The organism is Ensifer sp. LC163, assembly GCF_001695855.1.
GTDB lineage: Bacteria > Pseudomonadota > Alphaproteobacteria > Rhizobiales > Rhizobiaceae > Ensifer.
Window position 1 is genome coordinate 178,015 of record NZ_MBSS01000034.1, and the last position, 13,595, is coordinate 191,609.

General features: G+C 63.0%; 13 protein-coding genes and 2 pseudogenes. 10 read left to right on the forward strand and 5 right to left on the reverse strand.

Features of this window, described 5'->3' with window-relative positions; translation table 11 throughout:
* Nucleotides 1-122: 122 nt before the first annotated feature.
* Entirely contained in the window at nucleotides 123-1,622 is a 1,500-nt protein-coding gene (locus tag BC360_RS32225; protein WP_161491389.1) for a hypothetical protein, read from the reverse strand.
* Here BC360_RS32225 and BC360_RS23465 point away from each other — a divergent pair.
* The 7 genes from BC360_RS23465 to pheT all read left to right on the forward strand — a co-directional run bounded on the left by BC360_RS23465 (nucleotide 1,615) and on the right by pheT (nucleotide 9,078).
* Nucleotides 1,615-2,280 carry a response regulator transcription factor gene (locus BC360_RS23465; protein ID WP_065784578.1) on the forward strand — a complete coding sequence of 222 codons (666 nt, stop codon included), beginning with the start codon at nucleotides 1,615-1,617 and terminating at the stop codon, nucleotides 2,278-2,280. The two genes, BC360_RS32225 and BC360_RS23465, sit on opposite strands and share 8 nt — an antisense overlap.
* Nucleotides 2,277-3,644: a sensor histidine kinase gene (locus tag BC360_RS23470; protein WP_065797076.1), complete on the forward strand. Its 1,368-nt coding sequence runs from the start codon at nucleotides 2,277-2,279 to the stop codon at nucleotides 3,642-3,644. The genes BC360_RS23465 and BC360_RS23470 overlap by 4 nt, the downstream gene beginning before the upstream one ends.
* A 172-nt stretch (nucleotides 3,645-3,816) precedes the next feature.
* The gene (gene rpmI / locus BC360_RS23475; protein WP_025425550.1) at nucleotides 3,817-4,020 is read left to right on the forward strand and encodes a 50S ribosomal protein L35; all 204 of its coding nucleotides are present in this window, start codon (nucleotides 3,817-3,819) and stop codon (nucleotides 4,018-4,020) included.
* 39 nt (nucleotides 4,021-4,059) lie between these two features.
* Nucleotides 4,060-4,464 carry a 50S ribosomal protein L20 gene (gene rplT, locus BC360_RS23480; protein WP_029742440.1) on the forward strand — a complete coding sequence of 135 codons (405 nt, stop codon included), beginning with the start codon at nucleotides 4,060-4,062 and terminating at the stop codon, nucleotides 4,462-4,464.
* A 91-nt stretch (nucleotides 4,465-4,555) separates the two neighbouring features.
* Nucleotides 4,556-5,383, forward strand: coding sequence for a hypothetical protein (locus BC360_RS23485; RefSeq protein WP_083222704.1), 828 nt, complete (start codon nucleotides 4,556-4,558; stop codon nucleotides 5,381-5,383).
* Nucleotides 5,384-5,435: 52 nt separating this feature from the next.
* On the forward strand, nucleotides 5,436-6,518 hold the full coding sequence (pheS, locus tag BC360_RS23490; RefSeq protein WP_065784574.1) for a phenylalanine--tRNA ligase subunit alpha: 1,083 nt from the start codon (nucleotides 5,436-5,438) through the stop codon (nucleotides 6,516-6,518).
* Nucleotides 6,519-6,651: 133 nt separating this feature from the next.
* Nucleotides 6,652-9,078 (forward strand): phenylalanine--tRNA ligase subunit beta, encoded by a 2,427-nt coding sequence (pheT, locus tag BC360_RS23495; protein ID WP_065797077.1) that lies wholly within the window; start codon nucleotides 6,652-6,654, stop codon nucleotides 9,076-9,078.
* A 212-nt stretch (nucleotides 9,079-9,290) separates the two neighbouring features.
* On the opposite strand, the gene BC360_RS23500 is transcribed toward pheT, so the two are convergent.
* The gene (locus BC360_RS23500) at nucleotides 9,291-9,650 is read right to left on the reverse strand and encodes a nuclear transport factor 2 family protein (RefSeq protein WP_065783153.1); all 360 of its coding nucleotides are present in this window, start codon (nucleotides 9,648-9,650) and stop codon (nucleotides 9,291-9,293) included.
* Between the two features lie 106 nt (nucleotides 9,651-9,756).
* Nucleotides 9,757-9,912 (reverse strand): annotated as a pseudogene (locus tag BC360_RS31850) (aldo/keto reductase); the annotation flags it as partial.
* On the opposite strand from BC360_RS31850, the pseudogene BC360_RS31855 reads away from it, so the two are divergent.
* Nucleotides 9,908-10,003, forward strand: a pseudogene (locus BC360_RS31855) (LysR family transcriptional regulator); the annotation flags it as partial. The pseudogenes BC360_RS31850 and BC360_RS31855 sit on opposite strands and share 5 nt — an antisense overlap.
* Before the next feature lie 109 nt (nucleotides 10,004-10,112).
* The gene (locus BC360_RS23505) at nucleotides 10,113-10,748 is read left to right on the forward strand and encodes a hypothetical protein (RefSeq protein WP_065797078.1); all 636 of its coding nucleotides are present in this window, start codon (nucleotides 10,113-10,115) and stop codon (nucleotides 10,746-10,748) included.
* Here the strand turns inward: BC360_RS23505 and BC360_RS23510 are convergent.
* Both BC360_RS23510 and BC360_RS23515 read right to left on the reverse strand, forming a co-directional pair.
* Nucleotides 10,700-11,173: a GNAT family N-acetyltransferase gene (locus BC360_RS23510; RefSeq protein ID WP_065783155.1), complete on the reverse strand. Its 474-nt coding sequence runs from the start codon at nucleotides 11,171-11,173 to the stop codon at nucleotides 10,700-10,702. The genes BC360_RS23505 and BC360_RS23510 overlap by 49 nt on opposite strands.
* A gap of 16 nt (nucleotides 11,174-11,189) precedes the next feature.
* On the reverse strand, nucleotides 11,190-12,140 hold the full coding sequence (locus tag BC360_RS23515; RefSeq protein WP_065797079.1) for an aldo/keto reductase: 951 nt from the start codon (nucleotides 12,138-12,140) through the stop codon (nucleotides 11,190-11,192).
* A gap of 275 nt (nucleotides 12,141-12,415) precedes the next feature.
* Here BC360_RS23515 and BC360_RS23520 point away from each other — a divergent pair, with 275 nt between their 5' ends.
* Nucleotides 12,416-13,402 (forward strand): Gfo/Idh/MocA family protein, encoded by a 987-nt coding sequence (locus tag BC360_RS23520; protein WP_065797080.1) that lies wholly within the window; start codon nucleotides 12,416-12,418, stop codon nucleotides 13,400-13,402.
* Nucleotides 13,403-13,595: the final 193 nt, after the last annotated feature.

Sequence of the window (13,595 nt, forward strand, 5' to 3'; positions counted from 1 at the left end):
CGACGTATCAGGTAGGAAGCCGCCCTCGGGGCGGCTTCTTGCGTTTGAGGGCGCCCCGACTTCCTCCGCAGCGCCTTTGCGCCTCTGCTGACAGAATGCTGACAGCCGGCCTCAGCGAGCTGTCAGTGGCGGCATGTCATTCTCCCGTGATCGAAATCAGGAGAAGGACGAAAGTCATGTACGTCACGCTTCGAAAAGCTTTGCTTGTTTCCACCATGGGTGTTTGTGGGCTCGTGTCCGCACCCGTTGGGTTCTCGCTGATCGCGACCGGTCCGGCGCATCCGTTCGCCACCGCCGCGCTTGCCGACGATGGCGACAGCAGCGGTCACGGCGGCAGCGATGATGGCGGCCATGACGACCGCGACAACGACGACCGGGATGATGATGACGATCGCGGCGATAACCGCGGCCCCGGCAACGATCACGATGACGACGACGATGATGATGACAACCGCGGTCCCGGCAACCGAGACGACGATGACGATGACGATGACGATGATGATCGCGTTGACAACCGCGGTCCAGGCAACCGGGACGACGTTGACCGGCCTGAGGTTGCGCTGAGTGTTTCTGAGGAGAGCCTGAGGGGTCTGCTCAACGGATCGCTGATCGCCGTTGACGATCTTGGCCGGGTTCTGGAGGTCGAGATCGAAATCGAGGATGGGGTTCGCGTCGTGACCGTGAAGCCGGGTGGTGGCGATGCCCGCCGCAATCCGGGTCCAATTACCAGCGTTTCGATCAGGCCCGCATCGGCGCTTTGATCCAAACTGATGTCCGGTGCATCCGCCCCCGTAGTGCACCGGAATGATGGGCTCATTCCGCTTAACGCCCGCCCAGCGGATTGGCCCAAGGAACGCATGACCCCCTGCGCCGGAACCGACGCAGGGGGTCATGTGCTTTTCCATGTCGGGCCCGGCGCGCGCGACCTCTTGCGCTTGACAGCGCGGGGGATCAATCTGCTGGGAGGCGGGCGAGAGGAATTTGCAAGCGCATGTCGGGTATGCGCCTTGGGGAAGCATGGCGCCGGACAATGTCGGGAATGACGCGGCGCCTTCGCAAGGCTTGAAAATGTGGAACTGGACGAAACCATGCCGATGACACGACGAAATCTGCTCGCACTGTTTTGCTGTTCTATGCTGCTTTCGCTTGCGCCGCAGGTGGGCGGCTTTTCCGCCTTTGCCAAGGACGGCGACGACGACAGCAGCAGCAGCAGCAGCAGCAGCAGCGGTAGCGGTAGCAGCGGGTCGAGTGGCCATGGCGGCGGCGATTCCGGTGACGACGACAACAGCGGTCGCGGCGGGGACGATGATGACGGCGACGACAATAGCGGCCCCGGCGGTGGCGATGATGACGGCAACTCCGGCAGCGGCCGCCGCAGCGATCAGGAGCGGGCCCGCGACGGCGTGGAGAAGGGACGCATCCTGGCGCTGAAGGATGTGCTTCGCCTCGTCGACGAGGACAAATATGGTGCGGTCATTGCCGTGGACCTGAGGCGATATGACGATGCCGAAGTCTACAGGCTGCGCACGCGTGACCAGCAGGGCACGATCCGAAATCTGCGCATCAACGCGCGCACTGGGAAATTCATGAACATCTTCGGATTCTGAGGGCAGAATGCGCATTCTTCTCGCCGAGGACGATCGTAACATTGCCACCCATGTGGTGACGAAGCTCGAGGCCGAAGGCTACGGCGTCGACACGCTGGCCCACGGCCCGGACGTCTGGGAGCAGGGCGAAAACGGTGCTTACGCCGCGATCATCCTCGATTTGGGCCTGCCCGGCATGGACGGCCTGTCGATCCTCAAGCGTTGGCGCCAGGCGGGGCTGGAAACGCCGGTGCTGGTGCTGACGGCGCGCGGCTCCTGGATGGAGCGCGTCGACGGTTTCGACGCCGGCGCCGACGACTATCTGCCAAAACCGTTTCGTGCCGAGGAACTGGTCGCAAGATTGCGTGCGCTGCTCCGGCGCGCAGGCCCGCGGCTGCAGTCTGTGCGCTCGGCGGGGCGCTTCACCATCGACGAAACGACGCGGCGCGTCACGTTCGATGGTCAGGTTCTTGAATTGAGCCCGCTCGAATATCGCATGATCGCGCTGTTCGTGGAGCGCAAGGGCCAGGTTCTGACGCAGCTCGAGCTGGCAAGCCATGTGCAGGGTCGTGAGGATGACGCCGCCAAGAATGCCGTCGAGGCGATGATTGCGCGACTGCGCAAGAAGACCGAGAGTTCGGCGATCGAGACGCGGCGCGGCTTCGGTTACCTGCTTCCGGACGATAGCAGATGATCCGTTCGCTTCGGCTGCGATTGGCGATTGGCGCGCTGATCGCCGTCGGCGTGGTGTTGCTGGTGGTCTGGTTCTCGCTGTCGCGGCTTTTTACCGATTACGTCGTCAGCCGTTATCGCGCCGAAATGGTGACCGTCGTCGACACGGTCGCCGCCCAGGTGGTCGTCAGGAACGGCGAACTTGCTCTGCCGCGCGAGCCGGCGGATCCTCGTTTTTCGCTGCCGGCCGGCGGTCGCTACTGGCAGCTCACGCCGAAAGCGGGCACGCCGATCCGATCCCGATCCCTTTGGGATACCGTCATCGATACCACGGCTCGATCCGCGCGCCGTTACGAAGGCTTTGTGGAACTCGAAGGTCCCGACGGCGCGCCGATGCTTGTTCATGCCCAGACGCTGGCGCTCGGTGACGGCCCCAACGCCGAGCGCTTTTCCGTTCAGGCCGGCTTCGCTCGCCAGGAGCTCGACGATGCGCTCTCTTCTTTTCACGGGCGGATGCGGCTGATGCTGCTTGCAACCGCCGCCGTGCTCGCCGGCGCTGCCTTCCTGCAGGGCGCTCTCGGCCTTGCGCCGCTTAGAAGGCTGCGCGAGCGGGCGGCGCTGGTGCGCGCCGGCAGCGAACGGGACTTCGGTTCGGCCGGCCCGAGCGAGGTCGGGCCTGTCATCAACGAGATCAACCTGCTTCTGGCCGAGCGCGAAACCGCCGTGGAGCGCGCCCGAGCCCGCGCCAGCGATCTCGCCCATGGCCTGAAGACGCCGTTGACCGTGCTCGCCCAGCTTGCCGAAAGCCTGCCCGATGCCGAGCGCCGGATGGCGCTGCAGCAGGTCGATCTTGTGCGCCAGCGTGCCGACCGCCAGCTCCAGGCCGCCCGAATGGGTGTCGAGCGCATGGCGACGACATCGGTTGCCAGCATGGCGGGCAAGCTCGTCAACGTGTTGCGGCCGGTCACCGCCGAGCGCGGCATCGTCTGGGAGAAGACGATCGATCCGTCCTTGTCTCTCGATATGGATCCGGCCGATCTGGCCGAATGCCTCGGCAATCTGCTCGACAACGCCGCCAAATGGGCGCGTTCGCGCATCCGCGTTTCCGCAGCGCGCAACGAGGATCGATTGCGCATCGTTGTCGGCGACGACGGTCCGGGCATTGCCGACGGAGATCGCGAAAGGGTGCTGCAACGGGGCGGCCGCGTCGCGGATGGCGAAGCGGGCCAGGTGCCGGGCACCGGGCTTGGACTTGCCATCAGCGCCGATATCGCCGATGCCTATGGCGCGACGCTGACCCTCGGCCAGTCGCCGCTCGGCGGGCTGGAGGCGGTTCTTACCTTCGAAACGGCCGGCGGGCGCAAGCGCCCGCGCGATCCGGTTTGAGGCTCCCTGTCGCTTCTGTGACGCTTCTTCGATTCCCCAGTTGCGCTTTTGGGGATGTCCGGGTATAAGCCCCCGTCCGAACGGTCCGGCAGGGCATGCCGTGGCCGTTCTTAACGCTGGAAATGGACCTCGTCTGTCCGTTTCGCATTCTTAAGAAAAATGGAGTAGCAAAATGCCCAAGATGAAGACGAAATCGTCTGCCAAGAAGCGGTTCAAGATCACCGCGACCGGCAAGGTTCGTGCAGCTGCTGCTGGCAAGCGCCACGGCATGATCAAGCGTTCCAACAAGTTCATCCGCGACGCACGTGGAACCATGGTTCTCGCGGAGCCCGATGGCAAGAAGGTCATCAAGAACTACCTGCCCAACGGTCTCTAAGACTTTCAGGCATTTTGGACACGTTAAGGAGATCATGACATGGCACGTGTAAAACGCGGCGTAACCGCTCACGCCAAGCACAAGAAGACACTCAAGGCAGCCAAGGGCTTCTACGGCCGCCGCAAGAACACCATCCGCGCTGCAAAGGCTGCGGTTGATCGTTCGAAGCAGTTCGCTTACCGCGACCGCAAGGTCAACAAGCGCAACTTCCGCGCTCTCTGGATCCAGCGCATCAACGCTGCCGTCCGCGAGTTCGGCCTGACCTACGGCCGCTTCATCGATGGTCTGAACAAGGCTGGCATCGAAGTCGACCGCAAGGTTCTGTCCGACATGGCTATCCATGAGCCGGCAGCCTTCGGCGCCCTCGTCGAAGCTTCCAAGAAGGCACTTGCCTACCTCAAGGAAGCCGGTACGGCCAACGAGTTTGAAAGCGCTGTTCGTTAAGCCAGCGTTTTCCCAAAACCGTTCTTGAATTTTGTTGGGAAACCCGCGCTGGCAGGGCTAGCGCGGGTTTTTCTTATTTGGCGAGACGAAAGTGCACGACGATCGAAGGGAACTGCTTGCGGTTCCGGGGCTTGACGACGAGGACATGGCGGCTCTGCTGGCAGCACTTGCCGGCGGATCGTCCCGCGTCGAACGGTGCCAGCTTAGGGATCGTATGGTCTGGATCAAGCGCTACCAGCGCCTCGGGGCGCGTCTCGGCCAGCGCCTGCAGTGGCTCGCTTCGCGCCTGACCGGCGTCACCATCCTCCGGCCGGCGCCTCTTCTCGACCCGCAAGGCATGCTCGACCGTGAAGTCCGGCAGATCACCGCTTTCTCCGCCGCCGGTTTCAAGACGCCGCAGATCCTCTATCGCGGCACGACCGCGCTGGTGCTTTCGCATCTGGGCCTGCCGGTCAGCAAGCAGATGAGCGCGTTGCGCGACAAAGACATCGACGGACACGACGCGCTCTTGGTGCGCTGCGCCGCCGAGCTCGGCCGACTGCACGCGGCGGGGCTCTGCCACGGGCGCCCGCATCCGCGCGATTTCGTCATCGACAAAGGCGAGTTCTGTTTCCTCGATTTCGAGGAGGAGCCGGCAGCGGTCATGCCGCTCGCGACCGCTCAGGCGCGCGACGTCTGGCTGCTCTTCCTGCAGATCGCAAGCCGAGCACTGAAACCCGAAACGCCGGACCGGGCCTTTGCTGCCTGGAAACTTGCCGCGCCGGCGCAAACCGCCGTCGCTCTTGCCGAGATCATGCCATTTTTCACGCGGCTCCTGCCGCTGGCGCGCTTCCTTCTGCGCATCCAGAACGGCCATGACCTTGTGCGCTTCGTGGCGGCGACGGACTACCTGGCGAGTGCGACGCAATCACAATCCTGAAGACAACAACCGATATAGAACCGAACCCATTCCCGCATCGAGGCAGGACAGAATGAGCGAACTGGAAACACTGGAACGGACACTGCTGGCGGATATCGATGCCGCCGGCGACGAAGGATCGATCGAGGCGGTGCGCGTCGGCGCGCTCGGCAAGAAGGGCTCGATCTCCGAGCTGCTGAAGACGCTCGGCACGATGACGCCGGAGGAACGCCAGACCCGTGGCGCCCAGATCAACGCGCTGAAGACCACGGTCGCCGACGCGATCACCGCCCGCAAGTCGGCGCTGAAGGACCGGGCGATCGCCGAGCGCCTCGCACGCGAAACGGTCGATATCAGCCTGCCGGTGCGCTCGTCGCCGGTCGAGCGCGGCCGCATCCACCCGATCAGCCAGATCGTCGACGAGATCACTGCGATCTTCGGAGACATGGGTTTTTCGATCGCCGAAGGTCCGGATATCGAGACCGACTACTACAACTTCACGGCTCTGAACTTCCCGGAAGGCCACCCGGCCCGCGAGATGCACGACACCTTCTTCTTCAATGAAGACGAAAAGGGCGAGCGCAAGGTGCTGCGCACGCATACCTCGCCGGTGCAGATACGCACGATGGAGGCGCAGGATCCGCCGATCCGCATCATCATCCCCGGCAAGACCTATCGCCAGGATTCCGACGCCACCCACTCGCCGATGTTCCATCAGGTCGAGGGCCTGGTCGTCGACAAGTCCGCGAACGTTGCCAACATGCGGTGGGTGCTGGAAGAGTTCTGCAAGGCCTTCTTCGAGGTCGACCAGGTGACGATGCGCTTCCGCCCGTCGTTCTTCCCGTTCACCGAGCCGTCCTTCGAGGTCGACATCCAGTGCGACCGTTCCGGCCCGATCGTCAAGTTCGGCGAGGGCACCGACTGGATGGAGATCCTCGGCTGCGGCATGGTTCACCCGAACGTGCTGCGCTCCGGCGGGCTCGACCCGGACGAGTATCAGGGCTTTGCCTGGGGCATGGGCCTCGACCGCATCGCCATGCTGAAATACGGCATGCCCGACCTGCGCGACTTCTTCAACGCCGATGTCCGCTGGATGAACCATTACGGCTTCCGCCCGCTCGACATGCCGACGCTGTTCGGCGGCCTCTCGGCCTGATCGCGCTGAAATTTGGAGCATTTCCAGGAAAAGTGCGAAGCGGTTTTCCGTCAGGCAATGCGTAAAAACAAAGGGATAGAGCGTTTCCGCAACCCGGTTTAAGCCGGAAACGCTCGAGGACACAGGTGAAATCATGAAATTCACGCTTTCCTGGCTCAAGGACCACCTTGAAACCGACGCCTCGCTGGACGAGATCTGCGCGCGCCTGACGATGATCGGGCTTGAAGTCGAAGATGTCGACGACAAGGCCGCCTTCAAGCCGTTCGTCATCGCCAAGGTCGTTTCCGCCGAGCAGCATCCGAATGCCGACAAGCTCAGGGTGCTGATGGTCGATACCGGCTCCGGCGCGCCGGTTCAGGTCGTCTGCGGCGCACCGAACGCCCGCGCCGGCCTCGTCGGTGCCTTTGCCGCACCGGGCACCTACGTGCCGGGGATCGACGTCACGCTCTCCGTCGGCAACATTCGCGGCGTCGAAAGCCGCGGCATGATGTGTTCGGAAAAGGAGCTTGAGATCTCCGACGACCACAACGGCATCATCGACCTGCCGGCGGATGCGCCGGTCGGCACGAGCTATGCCGCCTATGCCGGCCTCGACGACCCGATGATCGAGATCAACCTGACGCCGAACCGCCCGGATTGCACCAGCGTCTACGGCATCGCCCGCGACCTTGCAGCTTCCGGCCTCGGTACGCTGAAGGCCCGCGCTGCACCGTCCTTTACCGTCGAAGGCGAAACGACGGCCAAGCTGACGATCGATCTTGGCGAAGACCGTCACCTTTGCCCAGGCTTCAGCCTGCGCCTGGTGCGCGGCGTCAAGAACGGACCGTCGCCGAAGTGGATGCAGCAGCGGCTGCTGTCCATCGGTCTTCGTCCGATCAACGCGCTCGTCGACATCACCAACTACATGACCTTCGACCAGGGCCGGCCGATGCACGTCTTCGACGCTGCCAAGGTCAAGGGCAACCTGACCGTCCGCCGCGCCAAGGAAGGCGAAACCGTGCTGGCGCTTGACCAGCGCGAATATAAGCTCGGCCCGAACAACGTCGTCATCTCCGACGAAAAGAGCATCGAGTCGATCGGCGGCATCATGGGCGGAGAACACTCCGGCTGTGACGAGAACACCACCGACGTGCTGATCGAATCGGCGCTCTGGGACCCGATGAACATTGCCAAGTCCGGCCGCACGCTCGGCATCATCACCGACGCGCGCTACCGCTTCGAGCGCGGCGCCGATCCCGAATACATGGTGCCGGGTCTCGAGCGCACCACCGAGCTGGTTCTCGAACTCTGCGGCGGCAAGCCGGCCAAGGCAGAGGTTGTCGGCTATGCGGGCTATACACCGAAAATCGTCGATTTCCCGATGTCCGAGGTCAAGCGCCTGACGGGGCTTGAGGTTTCGTCAGAAGAGAGCGTGACGATCCTGAAGAAGCTCGGCTTCAGCGTCGAGGGCTCGGGAGATCGTGTCAATGTGTCGGTGCCGTCCTGGCGCCCGGATGTCGACGGCAAGGCCGATCTCGTCGAAGAGGTCATGCGCATTCACGGCGTCGACAACATCGTTGCAGCACCCTTGCCAAGCCATGGCACCGTCAACGGCAAGATCCTGACGACGCTGCAGATCCGCACCCGCCTTGCCAAGCGCGCGCTGGCAAGCCGCGGCATGCTTGAAGCCGTCACCTGGTCGTTCATTTCCGAAGATCATGCCAAGCTCTTCGGCGGCGGTGCGCCGGCCCTGAAGCTTGCCAACCCGATCGCCGCCGATATGTCGGACATGCGCCCGTCGCTGTTGCCGGGTCTTCTGACTGCGGCGCAGCGCAATGCCGACAAGGGCTTTGGCGACGTTGCACTCTTCGAAGTCTCCGGTACCTACGAGGGCGACGGCGCGGATCAGCAGCGCCGCGTTGCCGGTGGCGTGCGTCGTGGCACCGCATCGCTCAACGGCGCCGGACGGCTCTGGTCGAATGCGGCCAAGGGCGGCGGCAAGCCGGTCGACGTCTTCGACGCCAAGGCCGATGCGATCGCGGTGCTGGAAGCCTGCGGCGTGCCGATGGGCAATATCCAGTTCGAAGCCGGTGGCCCGGCCTGGTATCACCCCGGTCGCTCCGGCACGATCAAGCTCGGCCCGAAGATCGTGCTTGGCTCCTTCGGTGAATTCCACCCGAAGACGCTCGAGGCGCTCGACGTCTCCGGCGCACTCTGCGGCTTCGAGATCTATGTCGATGCCATGCCGGAACCGAAGAAGAAGGCGACCCGCACCAAGCCGGCGCTCGACCTTTCGCCCTTCCAGGCCGTCAAGCGCGACTTCGCCTTCGTCGTCGACAAGGGCGTCGAGGCAGGTGCCATCCTGCGCGCGGCGTCCGGCGCCGACCGCAAACTGGTGACCGGCGTTAGTGTCTTCGACGTGTTCGAGGGGGCTTCGCTGGGTGAAGACAAGAAGTCGATCGCCATCGAAGTGACGATCCAGCCGGTCGAGCGCACGCTCACCGACGAGGACTTCGAGGCTTTGACGGCCAAGATCGTCGCCAACGTCACCAAGACGACAGGCGGCGTGTTGCGCGCCTGAAAGCGGTTCGAACCGTAACCATCGTAAGGGCCGCTGCTCGCAGCGGCCTTTTTCATGCGGCGTCCGACTACTGCATAATTCCTTAAATCGGAATCGATTTAAGGAGAAAATTATGCAGCAAGTTTAGGGTGTTACAGCGTCCTTAGCGCGTCATATTTGACGCGCGGCGCTGTAGCGCTGTACTGGATCGAGGCCACCGCTCGATCCCGTCATCAGGCGTGAAGGTGGTAGATCTTGTTGACGATGACCCAGCGTCCGTCGATCTTGACCAGCGACAGATAGTCGGAAAAGCGCTCGCCGGCGAAGCTGTCGACCACCTTGACGGTCGCCGCGTCGCCGCTGATGTCGGTCATCTCCACATCCATATCCGGCTGGGTTCCGGGCGGCGCGCTCCCCTGGTCCAGAACCGCCTTGATGAAGCCGTCGCGCGTCATCCATTCCAGCGCGCCTCTGTAATTGCCGATGATCGCCGCGTCTGGGTGAAACGCCTTGCGCAACGCACCTTCGTTGGCAAAGGCCATGCCGTCGACATAGAGATGCACCACCGCGCTGATCGCCTGCTCGTCGGACATTCCCGATCCTCCGGAATTGTTGGTCACGACAGGAGAGGTAGTGCGGGCGGCGGAAAATTCGATGGGGAGATGCCCCGCCTCTGCAAAGGAGGCGGGGCATGTGCGTTCAACGATTAGTGAGCGCCAGCGACGCATCGGTATACCGCTTGCCGGCAACCAGGGCCGGCGACAGGGCATCGCCGAGCCGGGCGAGTTCCTTGGCGGTGAGCACGATATCGGCCGCGGCCGCATTCCGTTCCAGGTGGTTGAGCTTGCGCGCGCCCTATGCCGGCCCGTTTCTCTATTACCCCAGCCGACGCCAGATGCGTCCGGCGCTTCGCGCCTTCATCGATTTCTTCAAGCAGGTTGGCTAGGTCGATTGGCGGGCTTCATCGCCCGCCTGTTGGAGTTTGCATCGGACTTGCAATTGCCTGTCGGCCCGGCACAGTCGTGCTCACGCGGAATGTCATGAGGGGAAGCGCAGTGAAGAAACCCGGTTCGATGAAGGCGCTGGAAGATCTCGGGCGGGTGCGGCTGTCGAAAAACTTCTTCCTGCGCGAATTCCTGCATTCGGAGATTGCCGATTTCCATCGCATCCCGAACATACCCGATGATCCCGAACTCGCGATCGAGGCGGGTCGGCGATTATGTGAAGAGCTGCTGGAGCCGCTGGAGGCGACCTTCGGCCGTTTGACCATCCGCTCCGGTTACCGAAATCGAGCGGTCAACGGCTTTGGCAACGCCCATGGCCTCAACTGCTCGAGCAATGCCGCCTCGGCGGCCGATCACATCTGGGACATGCGCGATGCAGACGGCTGCATCGGTGCGTCCGCCTGCATCGTCATCCCCTGGGTCTGGGACCGTCGCGGAGAGATCGGCGGATGGCAGTCGATCGCCTGGTGGATCCACGACCATCTACCCTATTCGTCGCTCTGTTTCTTTCCGAAACTCTGGGCTTTCAACATCCAGTGGCACGAGCGCCCGGCGCGCCGCATCCGAAGCTTTGCCGAGCCGCGTGGCATGCTGACCAAGCCGGGCATGGCAAACCATCATGGTAGCCACAATGCGTTCTATGCGCTCTTCCCCGAGCCGGCGGGCGCGCCGAAATTCACCTTGTAACGCACGTGGTCGTCGGTCGCCGAGTAACGGTCATAGAGCCGCCGCGCCGCGGCATTGTCGCGTTCCGTATACCAATAGAGCCGGTCCCAGTCCGATGTCCGGCAGAGCGCGATCAGGTCGTCGATCATGGCGCGGGCGACACCCCGGCCGCGCGCCGACGGATCGACATAGAGATCCTCGATGTAGCAGATGGGACGCCGAAAGAAGGTTGCGAGCTGTTCCTGGCAGATGGCGAAACCGACCGGTTCGCCACCGAGGATCGCCAGCCGGGCAAAGAGCGGTGCTGCGGGGTCGATGAGGCGGCTCCAGGTCAGGCTGATGATATCCTCCGCCAGCTCCGTGCCGGAGAAGGCGACATAGCCGGCCCACAGGCGGCGCCAATGCGTTTCATCGCCGGCGGTCGCCGCCCGTATGCTCAATGCCATGGTCCTTGCCTTGCTCCTATTCGCTGACGTCGTTGAGCTGGCGCATCGCTTCGTCGCTCAAAGTCAGCCGGGTCGAACGAATGAGGCTTGCCAATTGGTCGAGATTGGTGGCGCTGGCGATGGGCGCGGTGATGCCCTTGCGGTTTCGCACCCAGGCGAGCGCAATCTCGGCCTGTGTCGCTCCGATTTCTTCGGCGATTTCATCGAGCACGCCGAGGATGCGCATGCCGCGGCCATCAAGATATTTTTCGACGCCCGAGCCGCGCGCCGATCCTTCCAGGTCCTTGTGGGTGCGGTACTTGCCCGAGAGGAAGCCACGCGCCAGCCCGAAATAGCTGATGACGCCGATCTCCTCGCCGATGCAGAGATCGCGCAACGGCCCGTCGAAGCTGTCGCGATCATAGAGATTGTATTCCGGCTGCAGTACCGCATAGCGCGGCAGGCCGCCATTGGCGGCGACATCGAGCGCTTCGCGCAGCTGCAGCGAGTTCAGGTTCGACGCGCCGACGGCGCGCACCTTGCCCTCAGACAGCAGCTGGTCGTAGGCGGCAAGCGTTTCTTCGTGAGGGGTTTCGGGATCGGGCCAGTGCGAGAGGTAAAGGTCGATATAATCAGTCTGCAGGCGCTTCAGCGAATCCTCGACCGCCTGCAGGATCCAGCGGCGCGACAGGCCCTTGCGGTCCGGCCCAAGCTCCGAGCCGACCTTGGTGACGATCACGGCCTGGTCGCGGCTGCGACCGGGCTGTTTCAGCCACTTGCCGATGATCGTCTCGGATTCGCCGCCCTGGTTTCCTGGCGCCCAGGAGGAGTAAACGTCGGCGGTATCGATGGCATTGAGGCCGGCTTCGAAGAAGGCGTCGAGCAGGGCGAAGGACGTCTTTTCGTCCGCCGTCCAGCCGAAGACATTGCCGCCGAAGACGAGCGGCGCGATTGAAAGGTCGGTGCGGCCAAGTCTGCGTTTTTCCATGGTTTCGCTCCATTGGACTGGATGAAAGCAAGTGCGCGATCGGGAGGATTGCCGGCAGGAACATAAGGCAAGCGAACAAAGATTGTCACCTGCCGCCTGGTTTTTTTATCGTCTGTCGCCGCTTGATAGGTACGTGCGCCGCTACAGCGCCACGCGTCAGATATGACGCGCCGGGCGCTGTAACGCCTAAATCTGCTGCATGGTTTTCTCCGTAATTCGATTCCGATTTAAGGAATCATGCAGTAGTCTCTGTCTCCAAATCAGGGAGCCCCGCCATGTTTCGTTTTGGAATTCTGTCCACGGCCAAGATCGGCCGCGATCTCGTCGTGCCCGCCATCCAGGACGCCGAGAACTGCGTCGTTTCGGCGGTCGCCAGCCGCGACCTTTCAAAGGCGCGCGCCATGGCCGACCGCTTTTCCGCGCCGCATGCCTTTGGCTCCTACGAGGAAATGCTCGCCTCCGACACGATCGATGCGGTCTATATCCCGCTGCCGACGTCGCAGCATGTGGAATGGACGATCAAGGCCGCCAATGCCGGCAAACATGTGCTCTGCGAGAAGCCGATTGCGCTTCGGGCATCCGAGATCGATACGCTGATTGCCGCGCGCGACCGCAACAAGGTGCTGATCGCCGAGGCCTTCATGGTCACTTACAGCCCCGTCTGGCGCAAGGTCCGTTCGTTGCTGGCCGATGGCGCGATCGGCCGCCTGCGGCATGTGCAGGGTGCCTTCACCTATTTCAACCGCGACCCTAGCAATATGCGCAATATTCCGGCGCTTGGCGGCGGCGGCCTGCCGGATATCGGCGTCTACCCGACGATCACCACGCGCTTCGTAACGGCCAAGGAGCCGGTGCGCGTGCAGGCGAGCACCGATCGCGACCCGGAATTCGGCACCGACATCTATTCGAGTGTGCGCGCCGACTTCGGTGATTTCGAACTCAGCTTCTACATCTCCACGCAGCTTGCCGCCCGCCAGGTCATGGTCTTCCACGGCGACAAGGGTTTCATTGAGGTGAAGTCGCCGTTCAATGCCGATCGCTACGGCCGCGAGGAAGTGGAACTGACCAACCAGAACCACGCCCAGTCACAACTCTTCCGGTTCCAGGATGCACGCCAATACAAGCTGCAGGCCGAAGCGTTTGCCCGTGCTGCCAAGGGCCAGCAGGAGGAAGTGGTGACGCTTGAAAATTCGCGGCTCAATCAGAAGCTCATCGACGCGATCTATCGCGCCAGCGACAAGGACGGCTGGGAAAAGATCTGATCCGGCTAAACGCATTTCCAGGAAAAGTGCAAAGCGGCTTCAGCGGCTAGATATCGTGACAAAACTGATCTCGCGGATCGCCCCCTTCGTCGTCATCCTCGGGCTCGACCCGAGGATCCAGCCCTGTCCCGATTGCGCAAGGGCTTGAGGGCGCTGTATGCTCGGGTCGAGCCCGAGCATGACGCAGAGAGTG